Below are 20,144 nucleotides of genomic sequence, written 5' to 3'. Positions count from 1 at the left end.
CGCGGCGGCGAGCGCCGTCGTCACCGCCCCGGCCAGCCACCGCCGGCCCGGGGTGACCGATATCGGTCTGGTCATGGTCTTTGAGTCCTCGTCTGCGATGAATGTGCAGCCCAGGACGGCTCCAAGCCCCCCCGAGCGGGAAGCAGCCTCCCATGAAGTTCGATCACGTGCTAGCACGATCTCGCAGGACACCGGTTCGAGGAGTCCCTCCGGTCAGGGCCGGTAGGCGTCCGACGTGGTGAACTCCCAGCCTCCGCTCTGCACCGTGTAGACGGAGAACTGGCGGTTGGTGGTGTCACCGTAGGGGTCGAAGGTGACGGGTCCGGTCACGCCGTCGAAGGAAACGCGCTGCATCTCGGCCAGCACCGTCCTCGTCGAACGGCGGGTGGCCTTCGACGGCGTGGTAGAGGGTGGCCCCGAGGGCCCACAGGTCGTTGGCGGGGGTGGGGCGCTTGCCTTCGAACTGCTCGGGCGGCATGTAGAGCGGGGTGCCGATCACGGTGCCGCTGTGGCTCAGCCTGGTGGTGGCGTCGGCGAGGTGGGCGATGCCGAAGTCGGTGAGGACGGTGCGGTCGCGGGCCAGCAGGATGTTGTCGGGCTTGAGGTCGCGGTGCACGATCCCGGCGTCGTGGGCGGCGGTGAGGGCGCCCAGCAGGGCGGCGCCGATCTCGGCGGTCCGCCGGACCGACAGGGGGCCGTGTTCGCGGAGTTCGGCGGCGAGCGAGCGGCCGCGGACGAACTCCATCACGATGACGGGCGCGCCGCGGTGCTCGACCACGTCGTGGATGGTGACGATGCCGGGGTGGCTGAGGATCGCCGCCGCGCGCGCCTCGCTGGTGAACCGCTGCAGCAGCAGGGCCCGTTCGGCGTCCTCCAGCCCGCGCGGGAAGAGGATCTCCTTGACCGCCACCTCGCGGTCGAACAGCTGCCGGTCCAGGCCGAGCCAGACCCGGCCCATCCCGCCCTGCCCGATGCGCTCCACCAACTGGTAGCGGCCCGCGATGAGTTCCGGCTCCTCGGTCACAGTCAGCACTCTAGGCGGCGCCGGAGAGCCGAACGGCCTTAATCTGCAAGGGTGCTGACATGCCGTCCGCTCAGTCGGCCAGTGCCAGTCTGACGCCGAAGCCCAGGACGGCGACCCCGGTGACCCGGTCGAGCACGCGGCGGGCGGCGGGGCGGCGCAGCCACCCGCGCAGCGTGTGCGCGAAGGCGATGAGCACGGCCGACCAGAGCGTGCCCTCGGCCACGTGCACGCAGGTCAGCAGCACGCCGGTGGCCAGGTGCGGCGCACCGGCGGGGATGAACTGCGGCAGCACGGCGACGTAGAACACCCCGACCTTGGGGTTGAGCAGGTTGGTCAGCGTGCCGCGCCGCCACCCGTCCCACAGCCCGCCGTGGGCCGCCGCGGTCCCGGCGGCCTCGTCCACCGCGCCGCCCCGGGAGCGCAGCATCTGCACGCCCATCCACAGCAGGTAGCACACGCCGGCCCAGCGCAGCGTCTCGTACGCGGCCCGGGAGGCGGTCAGCAGCACGCTGATGCCGGCCGAGGAGGCGGCTCCCCACAGCAGTGTGCCGGTCTGGATGCCGAGCACGACGCCCCAGGCGCGGCGCCGCTCACCGAGGGCGGCGGTCCGCAGGATGAGCGCGGTGTCGAGTCCGGGGGTGAGCGTCAGCAGGCCCACCACGAGGGCGAAGGAGGCCAGGGCGGTCGTCAGGTCCATGGACCGCCATCCTACGAAACGGCCCGGCGCCCGTAGCGGGCGAGGAGGTGCCAGACCCGCTTCAGGTCCTGCGGGTCGTGCCGGCCGGCGCGGGCGGCGGCGCCGATCAGCCGGGCGTCGAGGACGCCGTCGCGGGCGAGTTCGGCGCCGAGGGCGGTGAACCCGGGTCCGCGGTAGTCGGGGTGGCGGGCGAGCTCCTCGACGGTGAGCAGGTAGCCGGGGTGCCATTCGAGGCGGCAGGGCAGCAGCCGGGCGGCGGCCTCCACCTCGGTGTCGCGGAAGCACGGGTCGAGGACGAGCGCGTCGACGTGGTCGGCGAGGCGGACCGGGCCGTGCAGGTGCGCCTCGACGTAGTCGTCGAGCGCGTCCCGGGTGTCGGCCTCGGCGAGCGCGATCAGCGCCATGGCGGCGGCGGTGCCGAAGTCCTCGGGGTCCAGCACGCTGTCGGGGTAGCAGAAGGTGGCCCGGTGCAGGGTGGCGGCGGTGAGCCGGAAGTACCCGGAGCCGAACCGGGGCGCGCCGCCGTACGGGCTGCGGCGGTGGTTGAGCGCGCCGTAGACGGGGCGGCGCTCGGCGGGGGCGTCGTCGTACGCGCCGCCGAACATCCGGCTCTCCCAGTGCCAGCGGTCGCCGCCGGGGTGGGCGGTGAGGCCGCCGTTGCTGGTCCCGGTGGAGAACTGGGAGCGGTAGACGCCGTCCTCGGCCATCGACGCGAGGATCGGGCGGCCGGCGATCAGCCGGTCGGGGTGGAAGTGCAGGGTGACGTCCAGCCCGGGGGGCAGGGGGCCGCCGGTGCTGCGGGCGGCCACGTGGCGCAGGGCGAGGTCCTCGACGGCGTTCATGCAGGCGAGTCTGCCGCCCGGGCGAACCGCGGTGCAGCCGGTTTTCTCCTGGGCGCCGAATGTTCGACACCGGGACTTGTCCAGACACCTACTGACGGGTAGTAAGGTCCTGGCCCGCCGCCGCGCCGGACCGCTCCGCACGACCTGGGGCGCGGGCGGGCCGATGCGCCGCCACCCTTCCCCTCACCCTCTCGGGATGGCCATGAAGAGCTTGCTCCAACGCGTCCTGGCGGCCGGTGCCGCCCTCTCGATCAGCCTCACGCTGACCACCACGACCGCCGCCGTCGCCGCCTCCACGGCGACCGGCGCCCCCGCCGTCCTCACCGGGCCGCAGCTGGCCGCGTCCTGGACCGGTCCGCTCAGCACCCGGGGCCGGTACATCGTCGACGCGAACGGCGGCCGATTCAAGCTGAAGGCCGGCAACTGGGCCGGCGCGCAGGGGACCTGGGAGGGCAGCGGGTCGACCACCGACCCGGCGAACAACCAGGCCGGGCAGGTCTCGTACAACATCCCGCTGGGGCTGGACCGGGCGCCGATGGCGGACATCCTGGCCGGGTTCCACCGGCTGGGGATCAACAGCGTCCGGCTGCCGTTCGCCAACGCGCTGATCCACGACACCGCGGCGGTCCCGGACGCGGCGGTGACCGCCAACCCGCAGCTGCGCGGCCGGACCCCGCTGCAGGTCTACGACGCGGTGGTGGCGGCGCTGACCGCCGACGGATTCGCGGTGATCCTCAACAACCACACCACCAGCTACCGGTTCTGCTGCGGCCTGGACGGCAACGAGCGCTGGAACAGCGGCCAGTCCACGCAGGCCTGGGAGGACGACTGGGTGTTCCTGGTCAACCGCTACAAGGCGAACAAGCGGGTGGTCGGCGCCGACCTGCGCAACGAGGTCCGCCGCGACACCTGGGACGACCCCAACTGGGGCCTGGGCGACGCCCACGACGAGTTCTCCGCCTTCGAGGAGGCGGGCAACCGGATCCTCCAGGCCGACCCGGACATGCTGGTCGTGATGGAGGGCATCAACTGGTACGGCATCCCGGCCGCCGGGTTCAGCCACGGCCGGCCGCAGCTCACCCCGGTCCGCACCCTGTCCCACACGCTGATCGACTCCGGCAAGCTGGTCTACTCGGCGCACTTCTACGGCTACACAGGCCCGGCCAACACCGGTGCGGGCAGCGGCCCCGGCTCCACCGGTGACCCGCGCTACCAGGACTTCACCCCCGACCAGCTGGCCCAGGTGGTCGACGACGAGGCGCTGTTCGTCACCCAGTCCGGCCAGCACTTCACCGCCCCCGTGTGGATCAGCGAGTTCGGCGCCGGCGGGCGCGGCGACACCGACGCCAAGGAGCACGCCTGGTTCGACGCCTTCACCGCGATCCTGGCCGCCCACGACACCGACTTCGCCATCTGGCCACTGGTCGGCTGGCAGAACGCCGGTGTCCCGAACGACAGTTGGGCGCTGCTGCACTTCGACACCGCGGGCCGCGCGCTCAGCCTGGAGGACCCGGGCGACTGGCGCGCCGAGTACTGGAACCGGCTGGTCAGCGCCCCGTCCGCCACCGGCCGGATCGCCCCCGTGACACACTGGAACCTGCTGGACCTCGACCACGCCGACTTCGACGTCTCCCGCCGCATGCTCTCCCTGCCGGACTGGAGCGGCGGCAACCGCAAGGCGAACTGCCCGGACGGCCAGCGCGTGGTCGGCCTGGGACGCGGCTCCTCCCGGGGCCTGTGCACGGACGCCACCGAGCCCGCCACCGCCGCGGGCGACTGGGTGACCGTCACCGACGAACGGTACGTCAGGTCCGACTGGGCGTCGGGCTACAACAAGCTCCAGTGCCCCGACAACACCTTCGCGGTCGGCTACAGCGTCCGCTCCAACGCGATGTCCGCCCTGCTCTGCGCCCCGGCCGCCGCGCCGCTGCCCACCGGCGGCCGCAACGTCTGGTTCGACCACGGCGACAACCGGCCCGCGACTGGCGGCTCGCAGGCGAGCGACTGGGCGCCGGGCTCCTACAAGGGCCAGTGCGCCGACAACGAGTACCTGGCCGGCGTCGCCTACACCTGGAAGTGGCTGCACTACGGCGTCCCGGACGCCGTACTCTGCCGCCCGCTCGGCTGAACTCCGGCAGCACGAACGGCGGTGCGACCCCCGGGCCGCACCGCCGTTCCCCCGCTCCTTGTTCTTGCGGCGAACCGACGCCGCGTCAGCCCGCGTTGATCTGGGCCGCCTTGCGCAGCAGCCCGGGGCTGAGCCGCCCCAGCAGTCGGGCCGCCTTGGCCTCGACGGTGACCGGGACGACGGGCTTGCCGGTGCGGACGGCGCGCACGATCTCCGCGGCGACCTTCTCCGGCGGGAAGCCCCGGCGGGCGTACATCTTGGACACCTTCGCCTGCTTGTCGGCGACTTCGGCGTCGCCGAGGCCGGAGAAGGTCGTGGTCCGGGTGATGTTGGTGTTGACGATGCCGGGGCAGATCGTGGAGACGCCGATCCGGTGCGGGGCGAGTTCGGCGCGCAGGCAGTCGGAGAGCATGTAGACGGCGGCCTTCGAGGTGGCGTACGCGGCGAGCACCTTGGACGGCAGGTAGGCCGCGGCGGAGGCCAGGTTGACGATGTGTCCGCCCTGGCCGCGCTCGACCATCAGCTCGCCGAAGGCCCGGCAGCCGTGGATGACGCCCCACAGGTTGACGTCCAGGACCCGCCGCCACTCCTCCTCGGTGGTCTCCAGGAAGGTGCCGGAGTGGCCGATGCCCGCGTTGTTGACCACCACGTCGGGCACCCCGAAGTCGACGGCGACCTGCCGGGCGAAGGCGTCCACCGCGGCTCCGTCGCTGACGTCCACCTGGTACGCGGCGGCCTTGACGCCGGACAGCGCGCAGAGTTCGGCGGTGCGCTGCGCCGCGGGCAGGTCGCGGTCGCAGACCACCACCCGGGCGCCCCGGTCGGCGAAGGCCAGCGCGGTGGCCCGGCCGATGCCGCTGCCGCCTCCGGTGACCACCACCAGCTCCCCGCCGCCGGACGGCTCCTGCACCGGGTCGGTGTGGTCGCGGGCGGCGAACTCGCGGACCAGGCCGGCGATCGCCGGGCCCTTCTCCAGCAGCGCCGACCAGTGGGTGGCGTTCACCGCGCGCCGGGTCAGCCGCGGCACCCACTGCTCCAGCCCCTCGGAGAGGAAGTCGGAGACGTAGTGGTCGCGCTGCAGGGTGATCAGCTGCACCGGCACCTCGGTGAACCGCTCCCGCGGGCGGGAGACCGCGGGCCGCATGTTGGCCCGGTACAGCTCGATGCCGTGCACGGCGTCCCTGGCCAGCGTCGGCTGCGGGTGCCCGACCCGCGGGGTGACCGCCTCCAGGTCGTGCAGCACCCGCGGCCACAGCCGGGCCAGGCCGAGCCGCCAGGCGGCGGGGGCGAGCACCGGCAGGTGGAACAGGCCGATGTACCAGGAGTGCAGGCCCTGCCGCAGCAGCTGGCCGAGGTGACGGGGCGTCGGGCGGCGCAGCCGGTGCCGGATCCAGTGGCCCATGTGGTCCAGGCACGGCCCGGACATCGTGGTGTAGCTGGCGATCCGCCGGTACGAGCCGGGCGTGGTGATCGCCTCCCACGACTGCACGCTGCCCCAGTCGTGCGCGACCACGTGCACCGGCCGGTCCGGGCTGACGGCGTCCGCCACCGCGAACAGGTCCTGCCCGAGCAGCTCCAGCCGGTAGTCCTCCCGCCGCGCCGGCACCCCGGAAGCCCCCGAACCGCGCGTGTCGTACCGCACCACATGGTGGTCGACCGCCAGATCGGCGGCCACGTCATGCCACACACTGTGGTCGTCCGGATACCCGTGCACCAGCACCACGGTGGGGTTCGCCGGGTCGCCCTGCTCGTACACGGCCAGCGTCAGACCACCGGAGTTGACGGTGCTTCGGCGGATCTCGGTCATGCGGCGTCCTCCAGGAGTGCCCAGCGCCGCACGTGCGGCAGGTCGTCGTCGAGCCAGAACGCGTCGTCGTCGGTGACGACGAGGAGTTCCTCGAACTTGATGCCCACCTCCCGGAAGCCGATGTGCGGTTCGACCGCCCACAGGCCGGGTGTCGGGGCGTGGCGGGAGGCCTTGCCGCCGGCCCAGAGCGGGGAGCGGCCTTCGAGGCGTTCCTTGACCAGCTCGCGTCCCAGGGTCTGCAGCGTACGCACTCCGAAGCCGAACAGGTTCACCCCGGCCGGGCCGCGGGCGGTCGTGCGGGTCACCTGGTGGCCGATCACCCGGCCCGGGTAGACCTGGTGGCGGTTGTCGTAGCCGTGCGCGGCGATCTGCGCGTCCACCGCCGCGTACACCTCGGAGAGGGTCCGGCGCGCCTTCACCTCACGCAGGATCAGCTCCCGGTAGACCTTCAGGTCCTGCGCCAGCCGGTCCCAGACGGCGTTCTCGCCGACCTTGCCGCCGTAGCCGATGTCCGCGGTGTACCCGTCGACCACCGGCGCGCAGTCCAGCACGTAGGGCATGCCCTCCTCGAGCACCCGGGAGCCCGCGAAGAACTGCAGCGGGGTGTGGAAGTGCCGGAACGCCGTCCGGTCGCCGAACCAGGCGAAGGGCACGTGGAAGAAGTCCTGCACGCCCTCCTGCACCAGGCAGCGCCGCAGCTTCGCGGTCGCCTGACGCTCCGTCACCCCGGGCTCGATCCAGGCCGCGACCTGCTCCGCGCAGTGGTACGCGAGCTGCTGGACCTCCCGGAACCTCGCCAGGTCCCGCTCCTCGAACGGGAACTGCGGCAGGTCGTGCTTCATCTCACACCTCCAGGACGAGGGTCTCGCCCTCGCCGGCCCGGGACACGCACGGCAGCACCAGGCCGGCCGCGCGCTGTTCGTCGGTCAGTCGGCGGTCGCGGTGCTCTGGCGTCCCCGACGCCACCTTCAGCACGCACGTCCCGCAGAACCCCTGCTTGCACGAGTACGCCAGCTCCGGCCGCACCTCGCGCACCACGTCCAGCGCCGAGCGGTCCGCCGGAACGGTCAACGTCTCGCCGTCGGCGCCGAGTCGGACGGTGAACGGCCGGCCGTCCAGGATCGGCGCCGCCCCGAACCGCTCGTAGTGCAGCGCCGTCGCCGGCGAGGCGTCCAGCGCCCGCTGCACCGCCACCAGCATCGGCGCGGGCCCGCAGACGTACACCGCCGCGCCGGGCGGCGCGCCCGCCAGCAGCTGTGCCGCGTCCGGGACGCCGTGCACGTCGTCGGTGCGGATCTCCACCCGCGACGGGTCCAGCGCCTTCAGCTCCGCGGTGAACGGCAGCGCCTGCGCGGTCCGGCCGGTGTGCACCAACCGCCAGTCGAGGCCCGCGAGTTGGGCGGCCCGGGCCATCGGCAGCAGCGGGGTGACGCCGATCCCGCCGGCCAGGAAGAGCACCTTCTCCTCCCCGCAGAAGGCGAACCCGTTCCGCGGCCGGCGCACCCGCAGCCGCACCCCCACGTGCAGCTCGTCGTGGATCTCCACCGATCCGCCGCCGCCGTCCGCGATCCGCCGCACCGCGATCCGGTAGCCGTGCCGGTCCGCGGGGTCGCCGCACAGCGAGTAGTGCCGCTCGCGCCCCGAGGGCAGCGTCACCAGCAGCCGGGCGCCCGGCTGCCACGACGGCAGCATCCCGCCGGACGGGTCCTTCAGCCGCAGCTCCACCACCCCGTCGGCGACCGTCTCGTGCGAGGTCACCACCAGGTGCAGCGGTGGCACCGCGCGCGCCTGGGGCCGCCGCGGGCTGCGCCGCAGTCCCGGCCGCCCCAGCGCCGGGCTGTACCAGTCGCCGAACGAGGTCAACCGCTGGAAGAACCGATCCGCCCTCGGTCGGCCGTACAGGTCGGGCGGCGGGGTCGAGAGATCCATAGAACACGGCTCCGGAGGAGAAGGGGGGACGGTCGGGGGCGCGAGGGCGGGCCGCTAGGGCCTGTCTTCCCGACGCGGGGCTGCGACGGCAGTGTGAAGACAGGCCCTAGTGCGTGGCCGCCGCGCGCGACGCGGGCGAGGTCGCCAGGTATGCGAGCGCCTGCGAGGAGCTCCCCTCCCGGGTCGGGTGGTAGCCGGGGCCGAAGTAGCGCAGCGCCGAGCGGAGGAACCGCACCGGCTCCGGCAGCAGGCCGCGCCTCGCGGCGCGCCCGGCCTCGCGCCAGGTCGGCACGATGCTCCCGTGCAGCGACGGGTCGGCGGCGAGCATGAAGCGGGTGCCGCGGATCCACAGGTGGATGAGGAGCGGTCCGGAGACGGCCATACCGCGGATCCGGCGCAGGTACCCGGGGTCGAGGTGGCGCATCAGGTCGAAGGCGACGCTGCGGTGCTCGACCTCCTCCGCGCCGTGCCAGCGCAGCAGGTCGAGCATGGTGGGGTCGGCCTTGGCGCGGTCCAGGCCGGGCGAGTTGAGGGCCCAGTTGCCGAGGAAGGCGGTGAAGTGCTCGATCGCGGCGACGAAGGCGACCCGTTCGATGACGTTCTCGCGGCGCTGACGGGCGGTCAGCCCGGGCTTGTCGCCGAGCACCCGGCGGAACAGCCAGCTGACCTGCCGGACGTACGGCCGCGGGTCGAGGCCCTGGCCGAGCAGGTGGTCGAGCACCTCCTGGTGGGCCTCGGCGTGGATCGCCTCCTGCCCGATGAAGCCCAGCACCTCCTCGCGCAGCTGCTCGTCTCGGATCAGCGGCAGCGCCTCCTTGAACACCTTGACGAACCACCGCTCGCCCTCGGGGAGCAGCAGGTGGAGCACGTTGATGGTGTGGGTGGCCATGGGCTCGTCGGGGATCCAGTGCAGCGGCAGCTGGGACCAGTCGAAGTGCACGTCGCGCGGTTCGAGGACCAGGTTGTCGTGCACGGCGACGTCGGCGGTGGAACGGGGCATGGGGGGTGACTCCTGACCGGCGGGTGGAGTGTCGGGCTCAGGGGCAAACTACTCGCGGGTAGTGGGGTCGACAAGGGTTTCGACACTTCTTATCAACATCGCGTCTAATAAGCCGCCCGCTAGGGTGACCCCAGCCGAACCGGGAGCCCCGCATGCCGCACCGCACCGAACCGACCCCGCTGGTCCGCGCGCTGATCGCCCACCCGGTGCTCCCCACCCGCGCATTGCCGCCGCTCGACCCGGCCGCCGCCCCCGCGGACCCGGCGACGCTGTTCACCGCCTGGCTGCTGGACGCCCTCGCGGCCGGCGTCCCGGACGCCCAGGTGGTGACCCTCTCCACGGTCGACGCCGAGGGCCGCCCCGACGCCCGGGTGCTGGTCCTGCGCGACGTCGACGAGTCCGCCGCCGCCTGGCACTTCTGGACCGAACCGGACTCCCCCAAGGCGGTCCAGTTCACCGCCCGCCCGGACGCCGCGCTCACCGTCTACTGGCCGCAGCACGGCCGCCAGGTCCGCCTGCGCGGCCCCGTCCGCCCCGAGCCCGACCGCGCCACCTCCTCCCCCGCCCTGCACTGCTACGCCCTCCACCCCGTCACCGCCGAGTTCTGGCAGGGCCACCCCGAGCGCCGCCACCTCCGCCTCCGCTACACCCGCACCGCCGCGAGCGGCTGGGCCACCACCGTCCTGCCGGGCTGACCAGCGCCCACCCCCCGTCCGGGCGAGCCGACCTGATGGCGCGTCACCGTCGCGGCCCGCCCGTCCCCGGTTCGCCACCGGCCGTTCACCGCAGGTGGTCTGGACCAGTGCGCGGCCCCGCTACCATCGCGCCATGGACGAGGTCGTGATCCCGCCGGAGCCCCGCTGGCCCGGACTCTCCGGCGCGCGCTGGACCGCCATCGGCGTCTTCGCCGCGCTGGTCGCGGCCGGCGGCTGGGCCGCGGGCCGGGCGCAGCGCGCGACGCCGGGCGGGGAGGGCGCCGTCTACGCCGGCCTGCTGCTGGTGCTCGCCTTCCTGGCGTTCCTGTCCGGCGCGGCGCTGGCCCGGGGCGGCGACCGGGTCTGGCCGGTCCTCGGGGCCGGGACCTCGACGCTCGCCGCCCTGGCCCTGGTGCTCGCCGCCGCGTCGGCCGGCGGCACGGGCGGGGCGTGGGGGCTCGGCCTGGCCCTGGTCGGTGCGCTCGGCGCCGTCGCCACCGCCCGGGCCGACCGCCGCAACGGCCTGGCCGACCTGACCCGCCGACGCGAGGACGCCCTGCGGGAGCAGCGGCTGCACACCGAGGGCCTGGTCGCCCGCGCGACGGTGGTCGCGGTCGCCAAGCCCTCGGAGACCTCGGACGAGGGCCGGTTCCGGACCACCCTGACGCTGCGTTACACCGAAGCGGACGGCGCGGAGCACACCGTGGAGCACCCGCACGGCTTCCCCGCGTACGCCCGTCCCCGCGCCGGCCTGGGCGCCACCGTCCGCTACCTGCCCGACCGGCCCGCCGACCTGCGCGTCGAGGTCGACGAGCCGGACGCCCCGCAGGACGTCCCGCCCGGCGCCCCGCAGGACGCGAGCGACCTCCTGTCCCAGCTCGAACGGCTGCACCGCCTGCACCGGGACGGCGGGCTGACCCCCGACGAGTTCGCCCTGGCCAAGCAGCGGCTGATCAGCCCGGGCTGACGGTCACCCCAGGGCCCGGCGCAGCCACGCCGTGCGCGCGGCCCGGGCCTGTCGGCTGACCGCCGCCTCCGGCGCCAGCGTGTCGAAGCCGTGGAACGCGCCCGGCCACACGTGCAGTTCGGCGCTCCCGCCGCACCGCCACAGCCCGTCCGCGTAGGCCGTCACCTCGTCCCGGAAGGTCTCCGCCGAGCCCACCTCCAGGTAGGCGGGCGGCAGAGCGCCGAGTTCGTCCCGGTCGCCCGCCCGGGCCGGGGCGGCGTACGGGGACACCTCGGCGGTGCCGTACCGCTCGCCCAGCAGCGCCTGCCAGGCGGTGGCGTTGGAGGTGCGGTCCCAGGTGTCGTGCCCGGCCGCCTGGCGGGCGGACCGGCTGGTCCCGCGGTCGTCGAGCATCGGGCTGAGCAGCAGCTGCCCGATCGGCGCCGGGCCGCCCGTGTCGCGCAGCAGCAGGGCCAGCCCGGCCGCCAGCCCGCCGCCCGCGCTCTTGCCGCCGAGCACGGTCCGCCCGGCGTCCAGGCCCAGCCGTCCGGCGTTCTCGACCACCCAGTGCATCCCGTCCCGGCAGTCCTGCACCGGTTCCAGGTGCCGGGCGGCGGGCGCCAGCCGGTACTCCGCCGAGACCACCGCGAGCCGCAGCGGCTGCGCCCACTCGCGCAGCAGCCGGGGCAGCACCGACCACGCGTTGCCGCTCACCATCCCGCCGCCGTGCAGGTAGTAGAGCACCGGCAGCAGGCCGTCCGCCCCGGTCGGCCGGGCGCAGACCAGCCGCACCCGGCCGGTGTCGTACTCGGCGACCTCGAACCGCCCGCCGTCGGCGAGTTGACCGACCGTCGGCCGCGGCCGGGCCGCGGCGTCCCGGCGCTGCCACCCGGCCAGCCGCTCCGGTGTGAGCGGCTCCGGCACGCCGCCGCGGGCGGCCAGGGCGGCCGCCAGTTCCGGGTCGACGTAGGGCTCGGCGGCGCGCCTCTCGGCGCCCGCCGTCGCCTCTCCTCGTTGCCTCATCGGTCCGTTCGGCTCCGCAGGATCACCAGTTCGCCGGTCGCCCGGGTCATCGCCACGTAGCGGTCCACCGCGCCCTCGATGCCGTCGCCGAAGGACTCCGGGTCGACCAGCACCACCAGGTCGAACTCCAGACCCTTCGTCAGCTCGGGGCTGAGCGAGCGCACCCGCGCCGTCCCCGGGTAACCGGGGTCGCCGATCACGCACGCCACGCCCTCGGTGTGCGCGGCCAGCCACTCGGCCAGCACGGCGTCCCGCTCGGCGGCGGCGCCGTAGCGCACCGGCAGGCCGCTGCGGCGGATCGAGGTCGGCACGTTGGCGTCCGGCAGGGCGGCCCGGATGACCGGCTCGGCCTCGGCCATCACCTCCTCGGGCGTCCGGTAGTTGACGCTCAGTGAGGTGAGTTCGATCCGGTCCAGGCCGATCCGTTCCAGCCGCTCGGTCCAGCTCTCGGTGAACCCGTGCCGGGCCTGCGCGCGGTCGCCGACGATGGTGAAGGAGCGGGACGGGCAGCGCAGCAGCAGCATCTGCCACTCCGCGTCGGTGAGTTCCTGCGCCTCGTCGACCACGATGTGGGCGAACGGCCCGGCCAGCAGGTCCGGGTCGACGGGCGGCGGGGCGCTCTCGTCGACCAGCGCCTCCTGCAGGTCGCCGACCCGGAACATCGCCACCGCGCCCTCGCCGTCCAGGTCGGCCTGGACCAGGTTCTCGATCACCCGCTCCATCTCCTCCCGGTCGGCCGCGACCCGGGCCCGGTGCCGGCGCATCCGCCGGTCGGCCCCGGGGTCGCCGAGCCGCTGCCGGGCGGCGTCCAGCAGCGGCAGGTCGGAGACCGTCCAGGCCTGCGGGTCCGCCCGCTGCAGCGTCCGGACCTCCTCCCGGGTGAGCCACGGCGCGCACAGCCGCAGGTACGCGGGGACCGTCCACAGGTCGCCCACCAGGTCGGTCGGTTCGAGGATCGGCCAGGCCCGGTGCAGCGCGCCGAGCAGTTCCCGGTCCTTGCGCAGCGCGCGGCGCAGCAGCTCGGGCGAGATCCCGCCGTCCTCCTCCTCGAAGGCGTCCTGGTTCTTCTCCAGCAGGATGGTGATCAGCTCTTCCAGGATCTGGTCCCGGGCCTCGTTGTGCGGCGTCCCCGGGCCGGGCGCGGCGAAGGCCTCCGACCAGTCCTCGGGGTCGACCCACAGCTCGTACCAGTCGGTGACGAGCTTGCGGCCCTCGGCCGGCGGCTCCTCGTAGACCCGGACGGCCGCCTCCACCGCCGCCTTCACCATCCCCGCGGACGCCTTGAGCCGCGCCACCTCGGGATCGGCCTCCGGCCCGGCGTCCGCCCCCTCGGCGACCAGGTCGCGCACGGTGCAGGTCTGCACGCCCTCCTCGCCGAGGCTGGGCAGCACGTCGGCCACGTACGCCAGGTACGGCTGGTGCGGGCCGACGAACAGCACCCCGCCGCGGCGGTGCCCGAGCCGCGGGTCCGAGTACAGCAGGTGCGCCGTGCGGTGCAGCGCCACCACGGTCTTGCCGGTGCCCGGCCCGCCGTCCACCACCAGCGCGCCGCGCGAACCGGCCCGGATGATCGCGTCCTGGTCGGCCTGGATGGTGGCCAGCACGTCCCGCATCCGCGCCGACCGGGAGCTCCCCAGGCTGGCGATGAACGCGGACTGGTCGTCCAGGGCCGCGTGCCCCTCCAGGCCCTCGGCCGTGAACACCTCGTCCCAGTAGTCGCCGATCCGCCCGCGCTGCCAGCGGTAGCGCCGCCGGCTGGCCAGGCCCATCGGCTTGGCGTGCGTCGCCGCGAAGAACGGCTCCGCCGCGGGCGAGCGCCAGTCCACCAGCAGCCGCCGCCCGTCCTCGTCGGCGAGCCCGAGCCGTCCGACGTACACCGGCTCGTCCGCGCCCTCGTGCACGATCCGCCCCAGGCACAGGTCCGCCCCGAACCGCCGCAGCGTCCGCAGCCGGCTGCCCAGCTGGTGCACCTCGTTGTCGCGGTCCATCGCCGCCCGGCCCGCCCCGCCCGGGCGGCGCAGCACCTCCTCCAGCCTCCCGCTCAACTCGGCGATGTTCCGCTCCAGCGTCTCCGCCACCGCGACGAAGTGCCGCTCGTCCGCGGCGATCAACACCGGGTCCGCCTTCGCCGCCAGCCGCTCCGGCAGTTCGAACACACCAGTCGTCAGGGGATTCACCTCATCAACTCCGATCCACGCCGTCCGCGCCCGCTCCGCACCATCCGGCACGGATTGCCCCGTTCTGTGCACATTGCGCGGGTTTCCCGGCTCAGGTGAGCGATTGTGCGCCACCGAGGGGGCCTTGCCGCAAGGCCCCCCATGCGCTATAAGTTGGATACGGCAAGAGAAGCGGAACGGCTTCCTTGCCCTTCGTGTTCTCCGGGCCCGTCCGCCCCCGGGCGTGTCGGCGGCTCCCGGTACGCTCCACCTCGTCGATCACCACGGATCCGAGGGAGCACCACCATGGGCGGCAACGGCTGGCACCAGACGGGCCCGTACCTGCCCGATCTCGCGGCCGCCTTCCGCCGGGCCCAGGACGAGGAGCTGGCCCGCGACGACCACGGCTTCACCGGCCTGACGATCGATCAGCTCTGGCGGGACGAGGACTGGCACGAGTACGTCTTCACCGGCGGAACCGGCACCGTACTCGACCAGGTCCGCCTCGTCGACCCCACCCACCCGGGCGACGGCCCCTCCATGCGGCCCCTCACCCCCGCCGAGATCACCCCCTGGTGCCCCACCGGCCGCCCCACCCTCGCCGAGTGGCTCGACGCGATGCACACCGACGCCCTGCCCTGGCCCGACCGCGCCGCCGGCCACTGCGTGATCCTCCACCGGGGTGGCGCCCCGGACGCCGTCGGCTACTGGGGCATCACGGCGGACTGACGCCCGCCCCGGGCGCACCGCCCGCTGTTCACCCGGCGTCCACCCGGACCCCGACGCGCTGCCGCCCCGCGCTCACGCCGCCCCGTCACGATCCGCAGATGAGCACGCCCGCCTCCGCCGCCCCGACCGGCCGCAGCACGCCGCCGCTCGGCCCCGCCCGCACCGTCGGACTGCTTCTCGGCGCGACCCTCTTCGTCCTGGCCGGCGACCTCTTCGCCACCGGCCTGGTCAACCGCGGGCCCGGCCAGCTCGTCGGGCTCTCCACCTGGCTCGGATTCGGCCTCGGGTACCTCACCATCTGGCCGATGCTGTACCTCGCCCTCGTTCCCGACTCCCCGCGCGAGGCGCTCCCCTTCGAGTCCGTCCTCGCCGCCGCCGCCGGCTGCGCCCTCCTGGGCTCCACGCTGTCCGACGCCCGCACCGGCCCCTGGCCGCTGCCCGCCGCGGTCCTCGCGCTCGCGGTCGCCGCCACCGCCGCCCGCCGCACCCGGCTGCGCCTGCGCCCGACCCGGGCGTGATGCCCCGGCGGTCCTCGCCGAATCACCGAACCCGGCCCGCGCCTTCGGTCTACGCTCCGTCATAGGGCGCGTGGAGAAGCCGAGTTCGGCCAGGAGAGGGCGGCGGGGATGAGCACGGAGATCGTGCAGCTGGTGGAGCAGGCCGGTCCGTACCTGGCCTCGGCCCTGAGCGCCTACGGCGGGGCGGTGCTCACCCGGGCGGAGGACGCCGCCGTGGACGCGAGCGCCGACCTCGGGCAGCGCATCCTCCAGGCCGTCTGGCGCCGCCGCCCCGCCGCCGCCCGGGCGGCGATCGAGGACGCCGTACAGGACGCCGCCGAGGACACCGACCCCGATGCCGCCGCCCTGCGCCGGCAGGTCAAGCGCGCCCTGCGCGAGGACCCCGAACTCCTGGGCGAGATCGCCGCGTTGCTGCCCCGGCCGGTCCCCGGGTCCGTGACGATCACCGCCTCGGGCAGCCACTCGATCGCCGCCCACACCATCGGCACCGTCATCACCGGCAACCACAACCGGGTCACCCCGCCCCCGCCCGCTCCCGGGACCGGTGCGTGAGCACCGAGGCATCCGGTGAGCGGTCGGTCGCCGCGCAGCACGTCACCAACGCCTTCACCGGCGACGTCTCCACCGTCGCCCTGCCGCCCGAGGTCCTGAACGCGGCCCGCGACATCCAGGCGCCACCCGGCCTGAGCAACCTCGCCCCGGTCCCGGTGTGCGTCGGCCGCGAGGTCGACCTCGGCTGGCTGGAGCGCACCCTGGCCACCGGCGGCGGCACCGCGATCACCCAGACCCCGGCCGTCCACGGGCTCGGCGGCATCGGCAAGACCACCCTCGCCCTGGCCTACGCCCACCGGCACCGCGGCGAGTACGGCGTCATCTGGTGGATCAACGCCGACTCGCCCGCCCGCATCGAGCAGTCCCTCGGCGCCCTCGCCCTGAAACTGTTCCCCGCCTGGGCCGGACGGGCCGCCCCGGACGAACGCTGCGCCTGGGCCACCACCTGGCTGCAGTGGCACCCCGGCTGGCTGCTGGTCTTCGACAACGCCGAGGCCCCCGCCGACCTCGACCCCTACCTCGGCGCCCTCAGCGGCGGCCACCACCTGATCACCACCCGCCGCGCCACCGGCTGGCCCCACAGCGTCCCGGCCTACGCGCTCGGCACCCTCGCCCCGGACGAGGCCACCGACCTGCTCTGCTCGTCCGCCTTCCCCGGCGGCCCGCCCACCCCGCACGAGCAACGGCAAGCCGCCGTGCTGGCAGCCGAGTTGGGGTACCTGCCGCTCGCCCTCGAACAGGCCGGCGGCTATCTCCGGCAGAACCCGGCGACCACCGTCGACGCCTACCGCGAGCGGCTTGCCCGCAAGCTCGACAAGGCGGCCGACGGCATCGACGCCGAACGCACCATCGCCCGCATCTGGACGCAGACCCTGCGGGCCCTCGCCGCCCGCAACCCGCTCGCCGTCGACACCCTCCGCACCCTCGCCTGGCTCGCGCCCGACTACATCCCGGTGGCGCTGCTCGAGGACCCCGGCGCGGACCCCGACGACCTCCACGAGGCCCTCGGCCTGCTCGGCGCCTACACCATGGCCACCGTCACCCGACACGCCGTCAGCGTCCACCGGCTCGTCCAGACCGTCCTGCGTGTCACCGCACCGACCGAACCCGACGGCTCACCCGCCGGACGCCGGGCCGCCGAGCAGGCCCTCCTCGACGTCCTGGTCCCGCTCGGTCCCCCGACCGGGAACGCGGCCGCCCTCTGGGACGTGCTGATGCCGCAGCTGTTCGCGCTGGCCGGCACCAGGCCGGCGGGGCACCGGAACGACGCCGTGGACGCTCTCTACGACACCGCGGCCCAGTACCTGCGCGTCCAGGGCCACGAAGCGCACACCGTCGTGCTGCGGCAGGCCAACCTCGCGCACGCGCAGGAGGTCCTCGGCGACGCCCACCCCGACACCCTCGCAGCGGTCGGCAACCTCGCCCACAGCTACCACATGGTCGGGGACCTCGACCGCGCCGTCCCGCTCTACCGGACCGTCCTCGCCCGGCGCGCGCAGGCCCTCGGGGACACCCACCCCGACCTCCTGACGACCCGGGCCAACCTCGCCGCCGCCTACGCCCAGGCCGGGGAACTCGACAGCGCCCTCCCCCTCTACGAAGCCCTGCTGCCCCAGGTCGAGGAGGTCTTCGGCGCCACCCATCCGGACAGCCTGGGCGTGCGCCGCAGCCTCTCCGTGGTGCGGGCGGCGATGGCCGGCCGGCCCCACGAGCCCTTCTGACGGTCGGTCAGAGACGGTCCAGGCAGGCCACCGCGTCGGCTTCGCCCGCCGTCTCGTCCAGTCCCGTGGCGTCGAAGGCCGCGTCGGCGGCTCGGGTGGCGGCCTGGTAGGCGTGGGCGTCGGTGACGGGGTGCAGGGGGCGGGAGGTGCCGCGGGTGAGGCGCAGCGCGGCGAGGGTGTGGCGGTCGTGGGGGCCGGGCCAGATGTAGTTGCGCACGACGGCGAAGCCGCCGCGGGGGTCGAGGTGGGGGGTGGCGGCGCGGATCAGGGCGAGGAACCACAGCGGGTTGCGGAAGGACTCGGCGGCGACGGTGAGGTTGACCAGGGTGAGCGTGGCGCGGGCCGGGTCGTAGGCGAGCCGGGCCAGTTCGGGTTCCTCGGCGGTGCGCAGGAAGGTCCGCAGCTGGGCCCGGTGGTCGTCGTCCGGGTCGGACAGCCAGTGGTCGACGGTCGACAGGTCGGGCTCCGGGTGGAGCGCGTACGGCAGGCCGCGGGCCTCGCCGTCCGCGTCGTACCAGCCGGTCAGGGAGTCCCAGTCGTCCCACCGGTTGCCGCGCACGGGCGTGGCGAGGTAGCGGCGCAGCGCCTCGGGTTCGAGGTGCAGCTGCGCCATCGCGGAGTACGGCTCGGACATCGCGGGACCCTTCGGAGCGAACCGGTCGGACAAGTCAACGACCGTATGGTGGCAGGAAGTTACGACAGCGCGCGGGTGTCGGTGGTCCGGCCGAGGTAGGTGAGCGGGCCCGGGTCGGGGACGGCGACGGGGTGGAAGCCGAGGCGGTCGTAGAAGGCGCGGGCGGGGGTGTTGGCGGTGACCATGCCGAGGTGGACGCGGGGGACGCCCTTCGCCGCGAGCGCGGCCAGCAGGGTGGCCATCAGGGCGCGGCCGTGGCCGGCGCGCTGGTGGCTGGGCAGGAGGTCGATGTGCAGGTGGGCGGGGTAGGCGGCGAGTTCGGGGAGCAGGAGCCGTTCGGGGGTGTGCAGCAGGCCGATCATCTCCTCGCTGGGGGTGCGCGGCGGGCCGGACGGCGGCGGGTAGCGGTCGGTGACGCGCGGGAGCCACTCCTCGCGGAAGCGCCGGACGAAGGCGGGGGTGTCGGCGGCGCCCAGGACGTAGCCGACGGCGCGGGTGCCGTCGTCGAGGACGAAGGCGAGGTCCGGTTCGAGTTCGGCGTAGGGCGCGGCGAAGACGGTCGGCAGCAGGTCCCGGTCGGGGTAGGTCCCGGTGGCGTCGCCGCCGGCGTCCCCGGTGCGGACGCAGATGTCGAACAGGTCGGCCCGGTCGGCGGGTCGGTAGGGCCGGATGACGGGACGGCGCAGCGGTTCGCTCATGCCTCATGCTCCCCGGGTTGGGAACGCTCCCACAAGTCCTCGGAACCACCGGAGGAACTCATGACGCGACGGCGGGTCAGACCGCCATGGCGAGCATCAGCGGGGTCGCGCGGAGGGTGAGGAGTTCGGCGGCCTCGCGCAGCCGGTGGGCCTGGGCGACCGGCAGGGAGGTGGCGAGGCAGCCGACGGTGTTGCCGGCGACGACGGGGACGGCCGCGCAGACGGCGTCCATCGAGTACTCCTGGAGGTCCAGGACGGGGACGGTGGCGGGCTGCCGGTCGAGGCGGTGGAGCAGGCGGTCGGTGTCGGTGATGGTGCGGGCGGTGAGCCGGGCGACGGGGTGCCGGGAGAGGTGGTCGAGCCGGGCGTCGTGGTCGAGTTGGGCGAGCAGACACTTGCCGATCGCGCTGGCGTGGGCGGTGGCGCGGAAGTCGACCCATTCGGTGACGGCGGGGGCGTGGTCGCCGGCGGCGACGGCTTCGACGGAGAGTTCGCCGTCGTGGTAGCGGCTGAAGTAGACGGCGGCGCCGAGTTCGTCGCGGAGTTCCTCGAGCTGGTGGTGCAGCCGGACCCGGACCATCGGTTCGCGCTGCTGGGCGCCGAGCAGGGTGAAGGCGCCGCCGAGCAGCCAGGCGCCGTCCAGGTGGACCAGGTAGCCCTCGGTCTCCAGTTCCTCGGCGAGTTGCCTCACCACCCCTTCGGGGAGGGTGAGTTCGCGGGCGAGTTCGCCGAGGGTGAGGCCGTCCGGCCGCCGGTCGACCGCCTCCAGCAGGCGCAGCGCCCGGCGGAGCACGCCGAACGGGCTGCTGCTGCCCTGCCCCAGCAGGTCGTCCTGGCCCCGGCCTCGGCTGACCGTCGACATGGCATCGCCCTCCCGTTCTCCCCCGGCGGCTCGCGCCTTCCGTTCAGGGTAGTCAGCGCGGTGACGACGCATCGGCGGTCGCCGGATATTCGCCCGGGTGTGCCGGGACGCCCTTGACAGGCATATGCCCGGACACGGCGATGGCCCCTCCCCCACTGCCCGAGGGGGAGGGGCCGCCGCGGC

The 20,144-nt window shown here is 74.4% G+C and carries 20 protein-coding genes; 7 read left to right on the top strand and 13 right to left on the bottom strand.

The annotated features are described in order from the left end of the window. Nucleotides 1-213 precede the first annotated feature (213 nt). From AB0K51_RS17440 to AB0K51_RS17425, 4 genes are all read right to left on the bottom strand, one after another. Nucleotides 214-330 (bottom strand): hypothetical protein, encoded by a 117-nt coding sequence (locus AB0K51_RS17440; RefSeq protein WP_363455645.1) that lies wholly within the window; start codon nucleotides 328-330, stop codon nucleotides 214-216. Beyond that, nucleotides 296-1,024, bottom strand: coding sequence for a serine/threonine-protein kinase (locus tag AB0K51_RS17435; protein ID WP_363455642.1), 729 nt, complete (start codon nucleotides 1,022-1,024; stop codon nucleotides 296-298). The genes AB0K51_RS17440 and AB0K51_RS17435 overlap by 35 nt, the downstream gene beginning before the upstream one ends. A gap of 70 nt (nucleotides 1,025-1,094) precedes the next feature. After that, nucleotides 1,095-1,721: a LysE family translocator gene (locus tag AB0K51_RS17430; protein WP_363455639.1), complete on the bottom strand. Its 627-nt coding sequence runs from the start codon at nucleotides 1,719-1,721 to the stop codon at nucleotides 1,095-1,097. Between the two features lie 11 nt (nucleotides 1,722-1,732). Beyond that, nucleotides 1,733-2,563 (bottom strand): DUF3626 domain-containing protein, encoded by an 831-nt coding sequence (locus tag AB0K51_RS17425; protein ID WP_363455637.1) that lies wholly within the window; start codon nucleotides 2,561-2,563, stop codon nucleotides 1,733-1,735. Between the two features lie 196 nt (nucleotides 2,564-2,759). On the opposite strand from AB0K51_RS17425, the gene AB0K51_RS17420 reads away from it, so the two are divergent. Next, on the top strand, nucleotides 2,760-4,691 hold the full coding sequence (locus AB0K51_RS17420; RefSeq protein WP_363455634.1) for a cellulase family glycosylhydrolase: 1,932 nt from the start codon (nucleotides 2,760-2,762) through the stop codon (nucleotides 4,689-4,691). An 85-nt stretch (nucleotides 4,692-4,776) separates the two neighbouring features. Here AB0K51_RS17420 and AB0K51_RS17415 read toward each other — a convergent pair whose 3' ends face one another. The 4 genes from AB0K51_RS17415 to AB0K51_RS17400 form a co-directional block, all read right to left on the bottom strand. After that, nucleotides 4,777-6,498, bottom strand: a complete 1,722-nt coding sequence (locus AB0K51_RS17415) for an SDR family oxidoreductase (protein WP_363455632.1) — start codon at nucleotides 6,496-6,498, stop codon at nucleotides 4,777-4,779. After that, a complete protein-coding gene (locus AB0K51_RS17410) occupies nucleotides 6,495-7,340 on the bottom strand; it encodes a M24 family metallopeptidase (RefSeq protein ID WP_363455629.1) in 846 nt (281 codons plus the stop codon). The genes AB0K51_RS17415 and AB0K51_RS17410 overlap by 4 nt, the downstream gene beginning before the upstream one ends. 1 nt (nucleotide 7,341) lies before the next feature. Then, complete coding sequence (locus tag AB0K51_RS17405) at nucleotides 7,342-8,427, bottom strand: PDR/VanB family oxidoreductase (protein WP_363455626.1); 1,086 nt, start codon at nucleotides 8,425-8,427, stop codon at nucleotides 7,342-7,344. Nucleotides 8,428-8,533: 106 nt separating this feature from the next. Beyond that, nucleotides 8,534-9,427, bottom strand: coding sequence for a metal-dependent hydrolase (locus AB0K51_RS17400; RefSeq protein ID WP_363455623.1), 894 nt, complete (start codon nucleotides 9,425-9,427; stop codon nucleotides 8,534-8,536). A gap of 152 nt (nucleotides 9,428-9,579) precedes the next feature. Between AB0K51_RS17400 and AB0K51_RS17395 the strand changes: the two genes are divergently transcribed. Next, on the top strand, nucleotides 9,580-10,122 hold the full coding sequence (locus tag AB0K51_RS17395) for a pyridoxamine 5'-phosphate oxidase family protein (RefSeq protein ID WP_363455620.1): 543 nt from the start codon (nucleotides 9,580-9,582) through the stop codon (nucleotides 10,120-10,122). Nucleotides 10,123-10,255: 133 nt separating this feature from the next. Then, nucleotides 10,256-11,089 (top strand): hypothetical protein, encoded by an 834-nt coding sequence (locus AB0K51_RS17390; RefSeq protein ID WP_363455617.1) that lies wholly within the window; start codon nucleotides 10,256-10,258, stop codon nucleotides 11,087-11,089. A 3-nt stretch (nucleotides 11,090-11,092) separates the two neighbouring features. Here AB0K51_RS17390 and AB0K51_RS17385 read toward each other — a convergent pair whose 3' ends face one another. After that, nucleotides 11,093-12,091: an alpha/beta hydrolase fold domain-containing protein gene (locus AB0K51_RS17385; RefSeq protein ID WP_363455614.1), complete on the bottom strand. Its 999-nt coding sequence runs from the start codon at nucleotides 12,089-12,091 to the stop codon at nucleotides 11,093-11,095. Continuing rightward, nucleotides 12,088-14,268, bottom strand: coding sequence for an RNA polymerase recycling motor ATPase HelR (gene helR, locus AB0K51_RS17380; protein ID WP_363455612.1), 2,181 nt, complete (start codon nucleotides 14,266-14,268; stop codon nucleotides 12,088-12,090). Before helR ends, AB0K51_RS17385 begins: the two co-directional genes overlap by 4 nt. A 285-nt stretch (nucleotides 14,269-14,553) precedes the next feature. On the opposite strand from helR, the gene AB0K51_RS17375 reads away from it, so the two are divergent. The 4 genes from AB0K51_RS17375 (at nucleotide 14,554) to AB0K51_RS17360 (ending at nucleotide 17,767) form a co-directional block, all read left to right on the top strand. Next, nucleotides 14,554-14,976 (top strand): hypothetical protein, encoded by a 423-nt coding sequence (locus tag AB0K51_RS17375; protein WP_363455609.1) that lies wholly within the window; start codon nucleotides 14,554-14,556, stop codon nucleotides 14,974-14,976. Between the two features lie 98 nt (nucleotides 14,977-15,074). Further along, the gene (locus AB0K51_RS17370) at nucleotides 15,075-15,494 is read left to right on the top strand and encodes a hypothetical protein (protein WP_363455608.1); all 420 of its coding nucleotides are present in this window, start codon (nucleotides 15,075-15,077) and stop codon (nucleotides 15,492-15,494) included. A 108-nt stretch (nucleotides 15,495-15,602) separates the two neighbouring features. Then, entirely contained in the window at nucleotides 15,603-16,046 is a 444-nt protein-coding gene (locus AB0K51_RS17365) for a hypothetical protein (protein WP_363455606.1), read from the top strand. Further along, nucleotides 16,043-17,767: a tetratricopeptide repeat protein gene (locus AB0K51_RS17360; RefSeq protein WP_363455603.1), complete on the top strand. Its 1,725-nt coding sequence runs from the start codon at nucleotides 16,043-16,045 to the stop codon at nucleotides 17,765-17,767. The genes AB0K51_RS17365 and AB0K51_RS17360 overlap by 4 nt, the downstream gene beginning before the upstream one ends. A gap of 7 nt (nucleotides 17,768-17,774) precedes the next feature. Here the strand turns inward: AB0K51_RS17360 and AB0K51_RS17355 are convergent, their stop codons facing one another. From AB0K51_RS17355 to AB0K51_RS17345, 3 genes are all read right to left on the bottom strand, one after another. Then, nucleotides 17,775-18,401, bottom strand: coding sequence for a hypothetical protein (locus AB0K51_RS17355; RefSeq protein WP_363455600.1), 627 nt, complete (start codon nucleotides 18,399-18,401; stop codon nucleotides 17,775-17,777). Nucleotides 18,402-18,460: 59 nt separating this feature from the next. Beyond that, nucleotides 18,461-19,099: a GNAT family N-acetyltransferase gene (locus AB0K51_RS17350; protein ID WP_363455597.1), complete on the bottom strand. Its 639-nt coding sequence runs from the start codon at nucleotides 19,097-19,099 to the stop codon at nucleotides 18,461-18,463. A gap of 76 nt (nucleotides 19,100-19,175) precedes the next feature. Then, the gene (locus AB0K51_RS17345; protein WP_363455595.1) at nucleotides 19,176-19,961 is read right to left on the bottom strand and encodes an IclR family transcriptional regulator C-terminal domain-containing protein; all 786 of its coding nucleotides are present in this window, start codon (nucleotides 19,959-19,961) and stop codon (nucleotides 19,176-19,178) included. Between the last annotated feature and the right edge of the window lie 183 nt (nucleotides 19,962-20,144).

The organism is Kitasatospora sp. NPDC049285, assembly GCF_040678815.1.
Lineage (GTDB): Bacteria > Actinomycetota > Actinomycetes > Streptomycetales > Streptomycetaceae > Kitasatospora.
This window is presented reverse-complemented; position numbering and strand designations above follow the sequence as displayed.